Source organism: Glutamicibacter sp. MNS18 (assembly GCF_026107515.2).
GTDB lineage: Bacteria > Actinomycetota > Actinomycetes > Actinomycetales > Micrococcaceae > Glutamicibacter.
The window spans coordinates 301,878-319,666 of sequence record NZ_JAPCHW010000005.1; the positions used below are offsets into that span (position 1 = coordinate 301,878).

The window sequence follows — 17,789 nt, forward strand, 5'->3', positions numbered from 1 at the left end:
CCGAACGGTTTTCCGGCCGGTTCCACGCGTGCTTTTTCCCTTGACGCTGCCGGAGGCGAGGGAACAAGCTGTGGGATACATGACCTGGCCGGTATCCCTCCCGGCCCCCTTTGCACCCACTCGTCACTCCGGAGGAAACAACGATGTCCAATCCACACACTCCCATCAAGCGCAGCCGCCGACTCTCGCTGGCCGTGGCCGTGACGGCTCTGGTCGGCACCACCGCACTGGCCGGCTGCTCGGTCTCCAACTCCGAAAACGCCGGCGGTGACACGGCCTCCGGTGTGGGTGACACCCTGCGCATTGTGTTGCAACAGGAACCACCCACCCTGGAAGCCTGCGAATCGAACCTGACCAGCACCGGGGTGGTCGTGCGTTCGACGATCACCGAACCGTTGATCGAACGCAACCCGACCACCGGCGAGCTGGAACCGAAACTTGCCACCGAATGGAGCAGCGAGGACGACACCACCTGGAGGCTGACACTGCGCGAAGGGGTGAAATTCCATGACGGCTCGGACTTCACGGCCGAGGATGCCGCGGCCACCATCGATCGCGCGGTGAACTCGGATCTCGGATGCAATGTCGAGGGCTATGTCTTCGGCGATGACGACCTGGAACTGAACGTGGTTGACGACTTCACCCTGGAAGTCACCGCACCCTCCGCGGATCCGATCCTGCCCTTGCGCCTGTCCTTCCTGGAGGTGGTTCCCGCCGAGACCTCCAGTACCGAAAAGGTGCGTGAACCCATCGGTACCGGCCCCTACCAGCTGGACGAATGGCAGGCCGGGCAACATATCAACGCCTCGGCCTTCGCCGACTACTGGGGAGAAGCCCCGGCCTTCGAAAAGGCCAACTACCAGTGGCGATCCGAAGGCAGTGTCCGGGCCGCCATGATCACCTCCGGTGAGGCCGAGATCGCCACCGGGCTGAGCCCGGAGGACAATATCGGGGATCTGGGGGTCTCCTACCCCAATAACGAAACCGTGGCCCTGCGCATGCACGCGGACACCGCGCCCTTCGATGACATCCGGGTGCGCCAGGCCGTGAACTACGCCGTGGACCAGGAATCGATCGTCCAGGCACTGTATGGTGGCCGCGATCTGGCCGCCGCGCAGCTGGTTCCCGAGGGTATCGTGGGCCACGACGCGGACCTGCCGGTGTGGGACTACGATCCGGAAAAGGCCAAGGAACTGGTGGAGGAGGCCAAGGCCGACGGGGCCGATGTCACGGCGCCGATCAACCTGATCGTACGCACCGCCCAGTTCCCGAAGATCGAGGAACTGGCCCAGGTCATCCAGGAACAGCTGACCCAGGCCGGGCTGAACGTGAACCTGCAGATGCTGGAAACCAGCCAGCACCTGATCTACCAGGTGCGTCCGTTCCCCACCGATGACGATGGCGCGATCATGCTGATGATCCAGCACGGCAACCAGGCCGGTGACGCCGCATTCACCGTTGAGCAGTACATGACCACCACCGGGGCCCAGTCGGCCTTCGGCACCGAGGAACTGGACTCGATGATCAAGGAGGCCTCGACCCTGACCGGGGACGAACGCCAGGCCGCCTACGAGGAGATCTTCGGTTACCAGAACGAGGAAGTCGTCCAGTTCGCCCACATCTCCCACCAGACCGGCATGCTCGGCATCTCCGCCGCTGTGGACTACGAGCCGAACTCGGCCTCGGGCGACGAACTGCGGTTGTCCGAAGTGACTCCGGCCCAGTAGATCCGGCGCCGTGGAACCGATAATGACGATTCGAACCGAAAGCACACAGTCACATGCTTACCTACCTGCGTAAAAGGATCATCTCCTCCGCGCTGCCACTGGTAGTCGTGGTGGTCGGGGTCTTCGCCCTGGCCCGGCTGACCGGAAACCCCGCCAGCCTGTACCTGCCGCTGAACGCCACCGAGGCGATGCGCGAGGACTTCGTGGTGCGCAACGGCCTGGACCAGCCACTGTGGATCCAGATGGGCCGGTACTTCGGGGGCATCCTGCGCCTGGACTTCGGTACCTCGATGCGCACCGGCCAGGATGCGGCTGACATGGCGTTACGCGCCTTCCCTGCCACCCTGCAGCTGGCGGGAATGACCATGGCCATCGCGATCGTGTTGGCGGTGTTTGTCGGTTCCGCCGCCGCGCTGAAGCCCAACGGGATCCTGGACCGTTTCGCCAGTTTCCTGTCCATGACCGCCGCCTCGATCCCCGACTTCTGGTTGGCGATCGTGGGGATCTGGGTCTTCGCGATCACCCTGGGGTGGGTTCCCACCTCCGGGGTGGCCGGGGCCGCGGCCTGGGTGCTGCCGGTCGCCACCCTGGTCATGCGTCCCTTCGGGGCACTGGTCCAGGTGATCCGCGGGGCCATGGTCTCCTCGCTGTCCGAACCCTATATCAAGCTGGCCCGCTCCAAGGGGGCCACCCAGTACCGGGTGGTCGGCTCCCACGCCCTGCGTAACGCCGCGGCCCCCGGACTGACCGTGGCAGGTGACCTGACGGTCGGGTTGGTCAACGGTGCGGTGGTGGTCGAGACCATCTTCGGCTGGCCGGGTATCGGCAAGCTGATGATCGATTCGATCCTGCAGCGTGACTTCGCGGTGCTGCAGGCCTGCGTGCTGCTGACCGCGGTGGCGATCTTCATCCTGAACATCCTGATCGACCTGGGATACGCCCTGCTCGATCCGCGGGTCCGCCCCAGTGCCGGGGCCCGCGGACGCCGCAGGGCGCGTAGCGCCCGGCGCGGGAACCCGACCGAAATCAAGGACCCGGCAGCCACCGGCGCCAGCGTGTAGCCAAGGGATAAACCATGACACAGACACATTCCGGGACTGCCTCCGCGCAGCCCAAACGTTCACGGGCCGAGCAGTTGGGCCGCCCCAGCATGTGGCGGATGCTGCTGCGTGACAGGTTCGCCACACTGGCCGCGCTGATCCTCACCTTCGTTACCCTCACCGCGGTCTTCGGGCCGGCACTGATGGGCGAACTGGCGACCAGGCAGGATTTGATGTTCATGAACAAGCCGCCCTTCGACCCGTCCAACGGCTGGGCCTACATCCTGGGCTCCGACTCGTTGGGGCGTTCCATGCTGGCGCGGATGGTGGTGGCCACCCGCACCACCCTGATGGTGGCGGTGCCCGCCGTGCTGTTGGCCATGGTCATCGGCTCGCTGTGGGGAGTATGGGCCGGATACCACCGGGGCCGGCGGGAGAATATCTCGATGCGCCTGGCCGACATCATCATGTCCTTCCCCTCGCTGCTGTTGGCCGTGGTGGTGCTGTACGTCTTCAGCCCCTCGGCCGCCAACATCGTGCTGATCCTGGCGATTACCCGGATCCCGATCTACATGCGTACCGCGCGGGCCGAATCGGCCGAACTGCAATCACGCACCTTCGTGGATGCGGCGCGGACCTTCGGGACCAGGCCGAACGCCATTATCGTGCGCCATGTCATCCCGGTGGTCACCCCGACCCTGCTGACCCTGGCCACCCTGGAATTCTGCTTCGTGATGCTGGCCGAATCCTCGCTGTCCTTCCTGGGCATCGGGATCCAGCCGCCGGATGTGTCGTGGGGGCTGATGGTCGCCCAGGGGCGGCAGTACCTGCAAACCGCCTGGTGGCTGTCCATCCTGCCCGGCCTGGCCATCGTGATCACCGCCGTGGCCGCGAACATGCTGGCCGCCTGGATGCGCATCGCCACCGATCCCTCACAGCGCTGGCGGCTGACCCTGGATAAGGCCACCACCAAGGCCTTCAAGAAAGTGATCAAGGACGCGAAATGATGACACACCTGCTTGAACCGGATGTAGTGATGAACGACAGCGGCCAGACGGTCCTGGAAGTGCGGGACCTCGATGTGGATATCCGGACCCCCAAGGGCACCGTGCGGGTGGTGCGCGGGGTGGGGTTCACCGCCCGCCGTGGGCAGACCCTGGCCCTGCTCGGTGAATCGGGGTGCGGCAAGTCGATGACCGCCAAGGCCATCGCCGGGTTGCTCGACCCGGTCGCCTCGGTGGCCGGCGGGCATGCCTTCCTGGACGGGAAGGACCTGAACACCATGTCGGCGCGGGAGCGCCGGGAGGTGGCCGGCCCGGGACTGGGAATCGTCTTCCAGGACGCGTTGACCGCCCTGAACCCCGTCTACACCATCGGCACCCAACTGGGGGAGGCCTTCCGTATCCACCGCGGGGCCAGCAGGAAACAGGCCAAGGCCGAGGCCATCGACCTGATGCGCCGGGTGGGGATCCCGGAGCCGGAAACCCGGGTGAATTCCTACCCGCACCAGTTCTCCGGCGGGATGCGCCAGCGCATCCTGATCGCCATGGCCGTGGCGCTCAGCCCGCGGCTACTGATCGCCGATGAACCGACCACCGCCCTGGATGTCACCGTGCAGGCACAGATCATGCAGCTGCTACGCAAGCTGCGATCCGAGGAGGATATGGCGGTGGTGCTGATCACCCACGACCTGTCGGTGGTGGCCGAGGAAGCCGATGACGTGTGTGTGATGTATGCGGGCAATGTGGTGGAGCAGGGAAGCGTGCGAACGGTCTTCGCCGAACCCACCCACCCGTACACCAAGGGCCTGCTGGAATCGGTGCCGGGGGATTCGGTGCGTGGCCAGGGCCTGTCATCGATTCCCGGCAGCCCGCCGGAACTGAACAAGATCCCCGCCGGCTGCGTCTACCAGGACCGCTGCCCGCTGGTGGCACAGATCTGCCGGGATGAACGACCGCAGTTGCGACCCACCGGACCGCGACAGCGGGCAGCCTGCCATTTCGCCGAGCGGGTCGGGCAGGAAACGGTCAGCCAGACCGGTGTGGTGAGTGTCGAGGAGGAGAACCAGTGAACACCCAGGAAACCGGTGCAGAGCCCGGCAACGTCCTTGAGGTCAAGGACCTGACCAAGACCTTCCATGTCTCGGCCGGGGCGGCGGGCACCAGGGAACTGCGTGCGCTGGACGGGATCAACCTGACGGTGCGCAAGGGCGAGACCCTGGGCCTGGTGGGCGAATCCGGGTGCGGCAAGTCCACGCTGGCCCGGACCCTGATGATGCTGGAACAACCGGATGCGGGCACGGTGCGTTTCGAGGGGCAGGACCCCTTCGGGCTGCGCGGCAGGGAACTGCTCAAGTGGCGCCGCCGGGTGCAGATGGTCTTCCAGGACCCCTTCGCGTCGCTGAACGCGCGGATGAGCGCCGGGCAGATCATCTCCGAGCCGTTTGCCACGCACAAGGACCTCTACAAGGGGGCGGCTGCCAAGGCCAGGCGCCTGAACGAGCTGCTTGAACTGGTCGGCATGCGCAGCTCCGATGCCGCGAAGTCGCCCCAGGAATTTTCCGGCGGACAGCGCCAGCGTATCGGGATCGCCCGGGCGCTGGCCCTGGACCCGGACCTGATCATCCTGGACGAGCCGGTGTCGGCGCTGGATTTGTCGGTGCAGGCCCAGGTGCTGAACCTGCTCAACGACCTGCAACGGGAGCTGGGGGTGAGCTACATCTTCATCTCCCACGACCTGTCGGTGGTCCGGCATGTGACCGACCGGGTCGCGGTGATGTACCTGGGGCGGATCATCGAAACCGGGACCACCCGGGACGTCTTCGATCATCCCCTGCACCCGTACACCGCTTCGCTGATGTCCGCCTCCCCGAAACTGGATCCGGCCAAACGCCCGGCCCAGCGGATCGTCCTGCAGGGCGAACTGCCCTCGCCACTGGATCCGCCCAGCGGCTGCCGGTTCCGCACCCGGTGCTGGAAGGCGCAGGCGATCTGCCGAACCGAGCGACCGGCCGCGCAAACCCGCGAGGAGGCGGGGCTGGTCTCCCTGGGGATGCCGGATGCAGGTCCGCCGCAGTTCCCGCACCAGACCGAATGCCATTTCCCGATCGCCTCGGCGGCCGAAGCCGGGCTCGTCCCGGCCGGGAACTGATCCGAACCGCAGCGGAACCCTGCGGATCGCTGGGCCCCCTCACGGTGATGGAAACGGTCGCGCTGGCACGCCGCGGGGAACGGCACCGGGCCCGGGCGTCAGACGGACCGCGGACGGGATGGCCGAACAGGCGGTGGCCGAGGCCTTCGCCGTGATCTTGCTGCTGCGGACCCGCCGCGGACCCGTTCGCCGCGGTGCTGCCGTAGTGCTTCCATTCGGCAGGCGGGCAGGGCCGGATCGGCGCCGGGCGGAGCGACCAGGGTACCCGTGGGGGCGCTGGTTGCCGGAGACACCGCCGTGTCCCTCCGTGCCCGTTGACTGCCCACCCTGGTCCAGGTACCGGAGTACGAATCCCTGGAGGCCGGCATCCGGCAGCCGGCACTTGTGGACGGCCCGCAGGCCGGTTTACTGGCGAGCTATGTGAGCAGGTCCTGCAGGGCAATGGCGCTGGCCGGCAAGGGGGCGGAGCTGGCCAATGAGGCCAGATGCGTTTCTCCGGCATGAATCCAGCACAGGAACAGCCGCTGCGGGCTGAGGCCGCCGGGCATATCCAGGGCATGCCACTGCCCGTCGGGGTCGGCCTGGCCGCCGGTACGGGACAGGACCGGGAGGGAGGCCGGTTCGATGCGCAGCCCGTTGCCGGTGGCCTTCAGCAGTGCCTCCTTGGCCGACCAGAGCGCCAGCCGGGTCCGATCGGGGAAGGGGTGGCGGGCCACCAGGTCGCGTTCGGCGGGGGAGAGGACCTGCTGGTCGAAGCCGGCAAAAACCCCCGGATGCTCCGGTTGCTCGCCTCGCTCGACATCCAGTCCCAGGGTGATGCCCCGAGGCCCGAATGCCGCGCCCACCAGTTCGCGGGTGCGTGACAGCGATATTGCGTATCCGTCGGTTTCCGGTTTGCCGTGGTCGCCCGGACCGCAGTCCAGGCAGGTGCGGGTGATCTGCACCCGGTCCGCGTGACCGGCATCCGCGAAGCGCAGGTGCGCGACCAGCAGGCGAACCAGTGCGCGGGAAGCCAGGAGCGCCTGGGCGTCATCCTTGTTCCTCAACTGGCCGGCGCGCTGCGCCTCGGGGCCCAGCAGGGCGTCGTAGCCGCCGAGGCCGTCCACCACCCGCCCGACCTCGGCCGGGGTGGCCAGCACGTAGTGCAGTTCCCCGGCTGGGGCGGGAGTCGTCAGAGAAGCGTTCACCCTGCCAATTCTAGGGAAGGTACGTCTGCTGCCGTCGGGAGCAACCCTACATTAAGCACGCGCCCGGGTAGCGTTTTCGAAGAAGGCAAGGCTATGCTAAGTTTTTCGGTGGTGCGATACCGGCCGAAAACAACACTGGCACTCCAACACCTGAAGGCTGATCCATGAAGATTTCTCCACGTTACCGTCTGGCGGCCGCCGTGCTGGCGCTGTCCCTGCTGGCCACCGGCTGCAGCGCCGGAGCCAACCCCACCGACGGCTCCGCCACGACGGGTGAACAGGCCCAGGGCGCCGAAGGCACCACCACCGTGGACACCGCATTCGGTGAGGTGACGATCCCCACCCAGCCGTATCGCATCATCGCCCTGGAAGGCGGCACCGTAGCCAGCGTCGAGGCCGGGTTCGTTCCGGTCGCCACCGCCGGGGACGCCTTCGACGACTCCTTCGGTAACCCGAACGACTACGAATCGGTCGCCGAGTTGCCCATCATCCTCTCCCCGGACGGCTGGGACTACGAGCAGATCGTGGAACTGAAGCCGGATCTGATGATCGGCTTCGTGCGCGGCGGCGGTGACGAGTCCCAGGACCTGAGCGCCGAGAAGCAGGCCGAGTTCGACAAGCTCAACGCCATCGCCCCGACCGTGCTGATCCGTTCCAATGGCTCCGCCACGGTCCGCGACGCCTCCGTGCAGATGTCCGCCGCACTGGGTGCCGGCCAGGACGCGGAGGCCGCCAAGCAGGCCTACGAGGACAAGGTCGGCCAGGTCTCCACCGACTACGCCGATGCGCTGGCGGCCAATACCTTCGCCGCGGTCGACGCCTACGAGGATGTCACCGTCTACTCGAAGATCTCCTGGATCGGCAAGGTACTCGATGACCTCGGTGCCCCGGCCGCCAAGGTCGTGGCCTCAGAGGAGCAGGAGAACGGGGTGTTCCTTTCCTTCGAACAGCTCTCCGGGATCAACGACGCCACCGTGCTCTTCTACCCCGAATACCTCGACGGCGTCTCCGACGCCCAGGGCATCCTGGAAGGCCAGGCCACCTGGGGCGCACTGGATGTGGTCAAGGCCGGCAACACCTCCGGGCTGACCCACTTCTTCCCCGACAACTACGGGGCCGCTTTGCGCGTCGTGGAGCAGATCGAGGAAGTCCTCAAGGGGCTGTAGCCTCCTTCGCACGTCCACCCTCCAGAGGAAAGAACACACCCCCTTGCTGATCACCACACACGACCCGCTCACCGGCCAGCCGGTCCTGCCCGATAACGAAAACGCCAAGAACGCGACCTACACCCATCCGCTGGTCCCGCGCCGGCTCACAGTCCGGAGCGTGACCCGGCTGTCCCGGCGCATGGTGCGCCTGCGATTGGCCGGTGAGGACCTCACGTCGCTGCGCACCGTGGCGGCTGAGGACCATGTGAAGGTGTTCTTCGACCGTGACGGGCAGGGCAACCCCGTGGTCCCCACGGTGCGCGATGACCGCTGGGTGGACGGGCGGACGATGACCAGCCGGGACTACACCATCCGGGATGCCAACCCGGCCGAGGGCTGGATGGACCTGGACTTCGTGGTGCACGAGCACGGGATCGCCGGGCGCTGGGCGGGTGCCGCCAAGCCCGGCGACCAGTTGGCCGTGCTCGGCCCGCGCGGCTCCTTCCGGGTCAAGGACGTCTTCGACTGGTATGTGCTGGCGGCCGATGAAACCGCGCTACCGGCCCTGGCCCGCTGGGTCACCGGGCTGCGCGCCGAGGCGAAGGTTTTCGCCTTCATCGAGGTGCAGGATGCGCAGGACGAAATCGAGCTGTCCAGTCCGGCGGACCTCCAGGTCAGCTGGCTGCACCGCGGAAGCCGCCCGGCTGGGACCACCAATCTGCTGGACACCGCGGTCCGCTCGCTGGACCTGCCCGAAGGGGAGGGGTTCATCTGGGTGGCCGGCGAATCGATCTCGATCAAGCCGCTGCGCCGCTACCTGAAGAACGAGCTGGGACTGGAACGCGATAACTGGGACGTGGACGGGTACTGGCGCCGCGGCCAGGCCGACCACGACCACCACCACGACGAGAACTAGCACCCGGATGGGCACCACGCTCCACACCCCGGTGGGGTTCACGGCCCGGGCCGGTGCCGGGGTGCCGCTGGTCGTGGGACTGGCGGTGCTGGGCACGGCGATCACCGCCAGCCTCTTCCTCGGCTCGCAGCCGGTGGCCCCCCGACAGGTGCTGGCCTACCTGTTCGGGGATTCGGCCAGCCTGCCCGAGGCCACCGCCGCGGTGCTCGACCTGCGGGTACCACGCACCATCCTCGGGCTGGTCTGCGGGGCGGCCCTGGGGCTGGCCGGGGCGCTTTGCCAGATGCACACCCGCAACCCGCTGGCCGATCCCGGTTTGCTGGGCGTGACCAGCGGGGCCGCTTGCGGGGTGGTCTTCGCACTGGGCGTGCTGCGCCTGTCCTCCCCGGCCCAGTACACCGTCTTCGGGCTCATCGGAGCGCTGCTGGCCGGTGGCCTGGTGCTCGGCCTGGCCTCCGGGATCAAGCTGACCGACGCGGCCACCTCGCTGGTATTGGCCGGGGCGATCGTCACCGGGGCACTGAACTCGGTCTCCAGCACGGTGGTGCTCATGGACCGGGTGACCATGGACCGTTTCCGCTATTGGACCGTGGGTTCGCTCTCCGGCCGGGATACCTCGGTGCTGTGGGATGTGGCACCGTGGCTGCTGCTCGGCCTGCTGCTGGCCATCCACAACAGTTCGAGCCTCGATGCGCTGGCGCTGGGAGATGATGTGGCCGCAAGCCTGGGCCGCAACGTGGTCCGCGACCGGGTTACCGGGCTGCTGGCCGTGGTGCTGCTGGCCGGGTCGGCCACCGCCGCCATAGGTGCGATCGCATTCCTGGGCCTGGCCGCCCCGCACCTGGCGCGGCGCATCACCCGGGCCAGGCTGCCGGTGGTGGCGGCCGTGTCCGCGCTGCTGGGCGCGGCCCTGATGCTGGCCGCCGACACCGTCGGGCGTCTGGTCCTGGCCAGCGGGGAGCTGAGCGTGGGCATCGTGCTCTCGGTGATCGGCGCGCCGATCTTCATCCTGCTGGCCCGCTCACTGAAACGAGGTCGCGGCAATGCCCCGAGGTAACCCGGACACTGTGCCGAGGCCAGTAATCCTGCCATCCGCGCTAGGCCGTACCCGCCACTGGCGCCGGCTGGCCTGCTGGGTGGTGCTTTCGGTGGCCGGGGTGCTGTTACTGGCTCATGCCCTGGGCCTGGGCGCCGACGTGCGCCTGTGGCTGGCGGTGGCCGATGGCAGCGCCGATGAGGGCACCCTGTTCCTGGTGCGCGATTTGCGCGGCCCGCGGGCCGCGGCGGCGATCCTGGTCGGCGTGGGTTTCGGGCTTGCCGGGGCAATCACCCAGGCGGTGCTGCGCAACGTGCTGGCCAGCCCCGACATCATCGGGGTGACCGCCGGGGCCAGCCTCGGGGCCGTGGCCTCGATCGTGGGGGCCACCATGATCCCGGCGATGGGGCCGCTCGGACCCTGGCGGTTGCCGATCGCCGCGGCCGCCGGGGCACTGTTGGCCGGGCTGCTTGTGCTGACGTTCTCCTTCCAGGGGCAACTCAGTTCCTTCAGGCTGGTGCTGGTGGGTCTGGGCGTGAACGCCGGGCTGGGTGCCGGGGTGTCCTGGCTGCTTTTGCGCGCGGACCTGCCGGATCTGAACAGTGCGCTGGTCTGGTTGACCGGAAGCCTGTCGCTGGCCACCTGGACGGTGATCGCCCCGGCCGGGTCCATGATCCTGGCCGGCGGGATCATCGCCACCGTGCTGTGCACCCGCTGGCTGGGCGTGCTGCAGCTGGGCGATGAGGTGGCCCGCAGCCTCGGTGTGCGGGTGCAGGCCGCGAGCCTGGGACTGCTGGGGGTCTCGGTGCTGATCGCCGGGGCCGCGGTGGCCATCGCCGGGCCGGTGGGATTCATCGCCTTCGTCGCCCCGCAGGCCGCCCAGCGCCTCTTTGGTGCCACCCATCCGGAACCGGGTCCGGCCGCAGTGACCGGCGCGGTGCTGATGCTGGCCGCCGGCTGGCTGGGCAAGACCCTGTTCCCGGTGGCGTTGCCGGTGGGGCTTGTCACCTCGATGGCCGGTGCCCCGTTCCTGGCCTGGGTGCTGCTGAGCATGTCCCGCAAGGCCCGTTCCGGTTCCTGAACCTTCCTTCGTGACCTGCCCGATAGGTCACCGGTCGCCAAAAGTGACAAGATGAAGAGGAGAATCCACGGAGCAGAGGAGATATCAGTGAGTTACACGGTGGGACCGGCAGCACAAATCCCCGAGGGCGAAGCACTCAGGGTCGAAGCGGAACAGAGCGGGGCCAGCGAAGACATAGCGATCTTCCATGCCGAGGACGGCAATTTCTACGCCTTGCAGGACGAATGCACCCATGAAGTCGCCTCGCTCTCCGACGGGTGGATCGAGGACTGCGAAGTCGAGTGCCCACTGCATGCCTCACGGTTCGACCTGAGGACCGGCAAGGTACTGTGCCTGCCGGCCTATGTCGACGCCCGGACCTACAAGGTCGAGGTTGTCGACGGGATGCTGGAGCTGCACTTCTAGATGGGAACCGTGCAGGTCATCGGGGCGGGTGTCGCCGGTTTTTCGCTGGCCCGCCACCTGGTCCGGGCCGGGTACGGTGGACAGATCACCTTGTACGACCCCCAGGGGCTGCCCTACGACCGGCCCCCGTTGAGCAAGAGCCTTGAACGGGTGCACTTCGCCGAGCACGGCTGGTTCCAGGAGCACGGTATCGAGTTGGTCGGGCACGCGGCCCAGCTACCGGGGATCCCCGACTCCCCGCAGGACTGGCTGGTCCTGGCCACCGGGACCACACCCCGGCCGCTGCAGGTGCCCGGCGCGGAATACGCCCAGGTGCTCCACGATGCGGCGGATGCCGAGGCGCTGGCACGGAAACTGTCTTTCGGGGCCTTTGGCACCCAGGTGGTGGTGATCGGGGCGGGATTGGTCGGGGCCGAGTTCGCAGCGGCCGCCCGCCAGCTCGGAGCCATGGTCACCTTGATCGGTAACCACGAGTTGCCAGGCGGTGCGGTTTTCGGCCCTCCCATGGCCCGCCAGCTGCATGAGGAGCACCGAACCGGTGGCATCCGGGTCATCACCGGTACGGTGCAGCGCATCACCGAACACGCTGTCCTGGTCCAGGACGAAGAGCTTGAGGCGGATATCGTGGTGGCCGCGATCGGCGTGGAGCCGAACACACGGGTCGCCCGAAGGCTGGGGCTGGCCACGGATGACGGAATCCTGGTGGACCGGGACATGCGCACCAGCGCAGCACAGGTGCTGGCCGTCGGAGACGCGGCCCGGCAACACGGACACCGCGCCTACCGGCATTGGGAACGGGCCACCGAGGACGCGGAAATTGCCGCGGCAACCATCATGGGAACCGAACCCCCGCCGCGCCGGAGCGCCTGGTTCTGGACCGACCGGCACGAGAGCCATGTCGAGGTGGTCGGGGATTTCTCCCGCGCCACGCACACCGTGGAACGGCACAATCGGCAGGACAAGATCCACATGTCGTTCGGCCTGGATGCCGCAGGGACCCTGGTGGCCGCGGCCATGGCCGATGACGGGACGATGGGAGAGGCTGTGCGAAAATTGATTGACGAAGGACCAACTCCACCCCTCAGCGCCTTGCAGGATCCGCGGATCTCCCCGCGGGACCTGGGCCAGAGACGATAACGGAACACATACCCATGGATTCTCACAGCGCCGTTGAAGCGTTGCGCACGCCGCGCGCCCGGGTCACCACCGGGTGGATCGCCGCTGTCCTGATCGTTCATATCGGCATCAACGTGGGATTTTTCGCGCCCATCCAGGTTCTACTGGGATTACATGCCGAGGCCATCACCCCGGCGCAGAAGAACGCCACGCTGTCCCTGGTCACCGGGGTGGGGGCCGCCGTTTCAATGGTGGCCAACCCCCTGTTCGGCGCACTGAGCGATAGAACCACATCGCGATTCGGACGCCGCATCCCCTGGATCGTTGCCGGAACCCTGTGCGGGGCCCTGGCGTTGCTGTTGATGTCCACGGCGCAAACCGTGGGCCTGCTGGTGCTGGGGTGGGCCCTGATGCAGGCGGCCGGCAATGCCGCATTGGCGGCGGTGCTGGCCGTGGTACCGGACAAGGTCCCGGTGCAACAGCGCGGCACGGTGGGCGGATTGATCGCACTGGGGCAGACGGTGGGCATTCTCATCGGTGCCGGAATCGGCATGGTGGCCGCCAGCGACCTGGTCTTCGGTTATGCCATTGCCGCGGTGGTCATCGGGCTGTGCTCGGTGCCCTTTGTCCTGCTGCGCCAGGATGTGGTTCTGCCGGCCAGCGTCCGTGAACCCTTCGCCTGGGGCCGGTTCCTGAAGGGCTTCTGGATCAACCCGGTGCGCTACCCGGACTTCGGGTGGGCCTGGCTCACGCGTTTCCTGCTGTACCTCTCCAGCCAGCTGATCCTGGTCTACCTGCTGTTCTTCCTGCAGGATGGGCTTCACCACCCGCAACCGGCGGCCGGAGTGTTGGTGCTCTCCAGCATCTATGCCGGGTTCGTCATCCTCTCCTCCGTGGTGGCCGGGCGGCTCTCGGACCGGGACGGGAAACGCAAACGCTATGTACTGATCTCATCGGTGATTGTGGCCCTGGCCGCCGTGGTCATGGCCGTGGCTCCTTCCTTCCCGGTGGCCATCGGCGGCGCGGTACTGCTCGGGCTGGGGTTCGGATCGTTCCTGGCCGTGGACTACGCGTTGCTGACCCAGGTGCTACCCCATGCCGATTCGCGGGCCAAGGACCTGGGCGTGATCAACATTGCCAACTCCCTGCCCCAGGTCTTCGCCCCGTTGATCGCCTGGCTCTCGGTGACCTGGCTGGGTGGGTACCCGACCTTGTTCATGTGCGCTGCCGTGGTGGCCCTGGCCGGTGGAATACTGGTACACCGCATCAAGATGGTTCCGTAGGCGGGTCGGCGAATGATGCAGTGGATCGAGGAAGCACCCTTCCTGGTGACGTTCGTCTTTTTCTTCTGCGGCGCCATGATTCGAGCGAATAGCACCTACTGGATCGGGCGCGGCCTGGCGGCCGGGATGATGCATACCAGGTTCCAACGCCTGCTCAACGGCCCGATCTATCACAGGGCGCAGGCACTGTTGGCCCGCTGGGGTGTTCTCGCGGTGCCGCTCAGTTTCCTGACCGTGGGGGTGCAATCGGCGGTTAACGCCTCGGCGGGGATCGCCCGGATGCCGTTGCGCCGGTATATTCCGGCGGTTATCGTCGGCTGTCTGCTGTGGGCGCTGATCTATGCCACGGTGGGAATGACCGTGGTCTATGCCTGGATCGCGTTGGACTGGCAATGGCTGCTTTTGGGGGCCGTGGTTATCGGGTTGCTGGCCTGGCTGTACATTCGCCGACACAAACGCGCCTCCAGGGTGGTTGGACCGGAAGAGATCCAATGACCAACCCGGAGATCGCCGCATCACCGGGAGCAACGCTATTCGGAAAGCAGGTTCTGACTTGTTGAATTCATCGGCCTCCGCCGAGGGGAAACGTGCGCAGCTCGATGACCTGGATCGAAAACTGCTTAAACTGCTCTCGGAGAATTCGCGGCGCACCAACAACTCGTTGGCCGAGGAACTGGGGATCGCGGCATCGACCTGTCTGGCGCGCCTGAACCAGCTGCGTGAATCGGGGGTGATCTCACGATTCACCATTGAGGTCGATCCCCAGGTGCTCGGTCGTGAGCTCGAGGCGTTGATCTTCGTGCGGATCAGGCCCGGGGCACGGCACCTGATGTCGACCTTCGCCCAGCAGATGCAGGCCAAACCCGGGGTCCGCCAGTTGTTTTTCCTGGGCGGGGCAGATGACTTCGTCCTGCATGTCGCGGTACGCAACTCCGCGGATGTGCGCCAGTTCGTGCTCGACCATCTCTCATCCAACCCGGCCGTGGCCACCACCCAGACGTCACTGGTCTTCGAACACAGCATCGGCAGCGCTGAATACTAGCAGACGGCCGGTGGGCATCCGCCCAGAAGCTCACCGACCGTCCATGTAGCACAAACGCAAGGCATCTAGGAGAAGATCTTGCGGATCGGTGTTTGGCCGTCAAAGAAGTTCACGGTTTGCCGGATCGCGGAATCATGGGCCAGAACATAGGCGATCACCTCGGCAACGTTCTCCCGGGCGGTCTCCGACTCGCTGCCCGAAGGCTGCTTGCCGGCCACCCGGCCCTGGCTGTCCACCAAGGTGAGTTTGCTGGTAGCGGGATTCAAGGTCAACATGCCGGGCCCCAGAATGGTGTAGTCCAAAGAGGTGGCGCGCAAATACTCATCGGCATCGTGCTTGGCCTTGGCGTAGGGATAAAAGGAATCCTGCGGACTGAGGGAATCCAGATCCACGGCGGAACGGCTGTAGGACACCATGACGTAGCGTTTGACCCCGGCCTGCTTGGCCGCCTCCATGGTGCGTATGGCAGCCTCGTAGTCCACCGCATGCGTTCGTTCGGGATTGCCGCCACCAGCACCGGCGGAGAACACCACCGCATCGGCACCGGCAAAGGCTTCCGCCAACGCCTGGGTGCCGGTCTGCTCGACATCCAGCTGGATAGGGTTCGCACCGACAGCAGTGACGTCCTTGGCATGTTCCGGGTTGCGGATGAACGAGTCGACCGCGAACCCCTCGCGGACAAGCCGCGGAGCGGCGAGCAACGCAACTTTGCCGTGTCCGCCCACTATGACCACTCGACGTTCTTCAGCCATGTTAGGCCTCCTTGTAGTTCGGTTGCACCAGCTGGCATAACACGGGATAGGCAACCTGTATTCCACATCGTTGCCCGCGGCGATGCGGGGGAACCCGACGGCCGCCCCTTTCCTTGGACGCTACCGGCTTCAGGTCGGTGGCACAAGGCTGGATGCCGAGGCGGTAGGTGAACCCGCGGACCCGAGCGGGCAATGGCCAGCCAGCGGCACAGAATATGACATGGAATATGACTTATTAGAACATAATTGCTAGAATTGGTGGTTCCCTCCCGGAGCTTGCCGTGTGAAACGGCCATTGCTCTTCGGCAAGCGGGGTTGCCAATGGCGGTAGTCGACCCGAGGTTCCCGGGAGCGGAGATTGAAGGAGGTAGACGGAAGATGCAATTCGATGTCTTGATAGTCGCGGCGGTTGTTACCGTCGCGCTACTGGCCGGGATCAGCGCCGTGCTGGTCGCGAAATACCGGAGGGCTCACGCCGCCGAGGACCGTGAAGGTCCGATATCCATACGACGCGGTGCCACTCGGGGACACCAGCGGCGCAGGCATTCGGCGGCTTCGCCGGCTGAAGCGCAATAGGAACGGAACCCCTATACCAGGGAATGGTCAACGAGCCGAAAACCCCGGGTGCGGCCCGGGCGGGCAACTTACTGTTCAACGCCCGGGCCGCGCCTATTTCCGGTCGAATTCATTCCGGTAATTCATGAGCGATAAATAACCGGTTCTAAGTCGTTTTGATGAACCCTTAAACCGTTCGCTGTATTGCGCCGCGAACCTGGCGGGAAATGGGCATCACGTGGCCTGCTTCACCTCCCCTGCCCCGGAATCGTGCAGTTTCCGTCACAGCTGCCTGTGAGGTTCTGAACTATGCGGGGGGATTGGTATTAAGCGGATCAAGAGTCCTGTTAGGTTTGAAATAACCCCGGCACTTTCCTTAGGAGAAGCGACGATGAGCACGATTCCACTTGGTGAAGATATCCTGTTGGCCCGCCACGGTGCCGACATTGTCAAACTTCGCCAGGATCGTCGCAACCGCCAGACCATTGCCTTGCTGAAAAGCGGTGGCACCGATACCGCATCGAACCATATCGACACCCAGGTACTCAGCCCGGCGGCGTCCATGGGCCGAGGCGTGCAGGCCTACCTGAATAACGAGGCATCCGTCAGCCGCACGGAAATACGTTCACTGGCAAAACTGTCCCTGGGTTTTAGCGCGGTCACCGGACTGGTCTTCGGCGGACTGCTGTTGATCGCCTACCGGGTCGGCGGAAGCGAACTGATCGAAAACCTCTCCGCAGCGTACAGCCAGTACCCGCTGTAGCCGTTGCGGTGCCATGCCGCATCCCGATTGCCGATGACAGGGCCGCTCCGCCCTGTCATTTCCTTTCCCGTCGTTACCCTCAGGGGTGAATCAGGTGCTCGTATTTGGCGGACATTGCGCATAGGATGACGACCATCTGAAAAGATGGGAGATTCTCATGAGGTTCGTCTTCGAGGTCAATTTCGAATCCGCTGCCATGCAGCTCAACCCCCGCGAGGAGCTGCAGCAGATCCTGCGCCATTGGGCCAAGAATCTTGAGCTCTACCCGATGGAGCCCGGAGCGCAGGAAGACATCTTTGATTCCGGGATGGAAGCGGTGGGGGAATGGGCGATCCTGGACGACTGAGCCTTCCGTGGGATCCTCCTGGGTCTAACGCCGGGTCGAAAGACGCCCAATCAGGTAGCCGATGACCAGGGTTGCCAGGATTACCGACCATAGTGGCGCGGCCGCGTGGAAAAAGAGGATCTGCACCCTGACCCGATAGAGGTTCTGCAGGATGAAAACCGCAGCGGCCACGGCCAGGGCGAGGGCGGTCCACTGCCGCAAATTCATTGTCCTGGTACCCGTGGGCTTGTCCTTGTCCATGC

At 65.9% G+C, this 17,789-nt stretch carries 19 protein-coding genes; 16 read left to right on the plus strand and 3 right to left on the minus strand.

Features of this window, described 5'->3' with window-relative positions:
* Positions 1 to 143 precede the first annotated feature (143 nt).
* From OK351_RS09145 to OK351_RS09165, 5 genes are read left to right on the plus strand one after another with little or no spacing between them, the layout of a single operon-like run.
* The gene (locus OK351_RS09145; protein WP_265158131.1) at positions 144 to 1,727 is read left to right on the plus strand and encodes an ABC transporter substrate-binding protein; all 1,584 of its coding nucleotides are present in this window, start codon (positions 144 to 146) and stop codon (positions 1,725 to 1,727) included.
* A gap of 53 nt (positions 1,728 to 1,780) precedes the next feature.
* Positions 1,781 to 2,788, plus strand: a complete 1,008-nt coding sequence (locus tag OK351_RS09150) for an ABC transporter permease (protein ID WP_265158134.1) — start codon at positions 1,781 to 1,783, stop codon at positions 2,786 to 2,788.
* Positions 2,789 to 2,802: 14 nt separating this feature from the next.
* Entirely contained in the window at positions 2,803 to 3,774 is a 972-nt protein-coding gene (locus OK351_RS09155; protein ID WP_265158137.1) for an ABC transporter permease, read from the plus strand.
* Positions 3,771 to 4,838, plus strand: a complete 1,068-nt coding sequence (locus tag OK351_RS09160; RefSeq protein WP_265158139.1) for an ABC transporter ATP-binding protein — start codon at positions 3,771 to 3,773, stop codon at positions 4,836 to 4,838. The genes OK351_RS09155 and OK351_RS09160 overlap by 4 nt, the downstream gene beginning before the upstream one ends.
* Positions 4,835 to 5,917: an ABC transporter ATP-binding protein gene (locus OK351_RS09165; protein WP_265158142.1), complete on the plus strand. Its 1,083-nt coding sequence runs from the start codon at positions 4,835 to 4,837 to the stop codon at positions 5,915 to 5,917. The genes OK351_RS09160 and OK351_RS09165 overlap by 4 nt, the downstream gene beginning before the upstream one ends.
* A gap of 416 nt (positions 5,918 to 6,333) precedes the next feature.
* Here OK351_RS09165 and OK351_RS09170 read toward each other — a convergent pair whose 3' ends face one another.
* On the minus strand, positions 6,334 to 7,104 hold the full coding sequence (locus tag OK351_RS09170; protein WP_265158145.1) for a 4'-phosphopantetheinyl transferase family protein: 771 nt from the start codon (positions 7,102 to 7,104) through the stop codon (positions 6,334 to 6,336).
* 164 nt (positions 7,105 to 7,268) lie between these two features.
* Between OK351_RS09170 and OK351_RS09175 the strand changes: the two genes are divergently transcribed.
* The 9 genes from OK351_RS09175 (at position 7,269) to OK351_RS09215 (ending at position 15,131) form a co-directional block, all read left to right on the plus strand.
* Complete coding sequence (locus OK351_RS09175; protein ID WP_265158148.1) at positions 7,269 to 8,270, plus strand: ABC transporter substrate-binding protein; 1,002 nt, start codon at positions 7,269 to 7,271, stop codon at positions 8,268 to 8,270.
* Between the two features lie 43 nt (positions 8,271 to 8,313).
* The gene (locus tag OK351_RS09180; RefSeq protein WP_265158151.1) at positions 8,314 to 9,168 is read left to right on the plus strand and encodes a siderophore-interacting protein; all 855 of its coding nucleotides are present in this window, start codon (positions 8,314 to 8,316) and stop codon (positions 9,166 to 9,168) included.
* Between the two features lie 7 nt (positions 9,169 to 9,175).
* A complete protein-coding gene (locus OK351_RS09185) occupies positions 9,176 to 10,225 on the plus strand; it encodes a FecCD family ABC transporter permease (protein ID WP_265158154.1) in 1,050 nt (349 codons plus the stop codon).
* Between the two features lie 10 nt (positions 10,226 to 10,235).
* Positions 10,236 to 11,285: a FecCD family ABC transporter permease gene (locus OK351_RS09190; protein WP_265158157.1), complete on the plus strand. Its 1,050-nt coding sequence runs from the start codon at positions 10,236 to 10,238 to the stop codon at positions 11,283 to 11,285.
* 87 nt (positions 11,286 to 11,372) lie between these two features.
* Entirely contained in the window at positions 11,373 to 11,690 is a 318-nt protein-coding gene (locus tag OK351_RS09195; RefSeq protein WP_265158160.1) for a bifunctional 3-phenylpropionate/cinnamic acid dioxygenase ferredoxin subunit, read from the plus strand.
* On the plus strand, positions 11,691 to 12,827 hold the full coding sequence (locus tag OK351_RS09200) for an NAD(P)/FAD-dependent oxidoreductase (protein ID WP_265158164.1): 1,137 nt from the start codon (positions 11,691 to 11,693) through the stop codon (positions 12,825 to 12,827).
* Between the two features lie 14 nt (positions 12,828 to 12,841).
* Positions 12,842 to 14,089, plus strand: a complete 1,248-nt coding sequence (locus tag OK351_RS09205) for an MFS transporter (RefSeq protein WP_265158167.1) — start codon at positions 12,842 to 12,844, stop codon at positions 14,087 to 14,089.
* A gap of 12 nt (positions 14,090 to 14,101) precedes the next feature.
* A complete protein-coding gene (locus OK351_RS09210) occupies positions 14,102 to 14,584 on the plus strand; it encodes a DedA family protein (protein ID WP_265158170.1) in 483 nt (160 codons plus the stop codon).
* Between the two features lie 58 nt (positions 14,585 to 14,642).
* Entirely contained in the window at positions 14,643 to 15,131 is a 489-nt protein-coding gene (locus OK351_RS09215) for an Lrp/AsnC family transcriptional regulator (RefSeq protein WP_265158173.1), read from the plus strand.
* A gap of 65 nt (positions 15,132 to 15,196) precedes the next feature.
* Here the strand turns inward: OK351_RS09215 and OK351_RS09220 are convergent, their stop codons facing one another.
* Positions 15,197 to 15,883: an SDR family oxidoreductase gene (locus OK351_RS09220; protein ID WP_265158177.1), complete on the minus strand. Its 687-nt coding sequence runs from the start codon at positions 15,881 to 15,883 to the stop codon at positions 15,197 to 15,199.
* 946 nt (positions 15,884 to 16,829) lie between these two features.
* Between OK351_RS09220 and OK351_RS09225 the strand changes: the two genes are divergently transcribed.
* Both OK351_RS09225 and OK351_RS09230 read left to right on the plus strand, forming a co-directional pair.
* Complete coding sequence (locus OK351_RS09225) at positions 16,830 to 17,201, plus strand: hypothetical protein (RefSeq protein WP_265158179.1); 372 nt, start codon at positions 16,830 to 16,832, stop codon at positions 17,199 to 17,201.
* A gap of 157 nt (positions 17,202 to 17,358) precedes the next feature.
* Positions 17,359 to 17,547: a hypothetical protein gene (locus OK351_RS09230; RefSeq protein ID WP_265158181.1), complete on the plus strand. Its 189-nt coding sequence runs from the start codon at positions 17,359 to 17,361 to the stop codon at positions 17,545 to 17,547.
* Positions 17,548 to 17,571: 24 nt separating this feature from the next.
* Here OK351_RS09230 and OK351_RS09235 read toward each other — a convergent pair whose 3' ends face one another.
* Positions 17,572 to 17,787 (minus strand): LapA family protein, encoded by a 216-nt coding sequence (locus OK351_RS09235; protein ID WP_265158183.1) that lies wholly within the window; start codon positions 17,785 to 17,787, stop codon positions 17,572 to 17,574.
* Positions 17,788 to 17,789 lie beyond the last annotated feature (2 nt).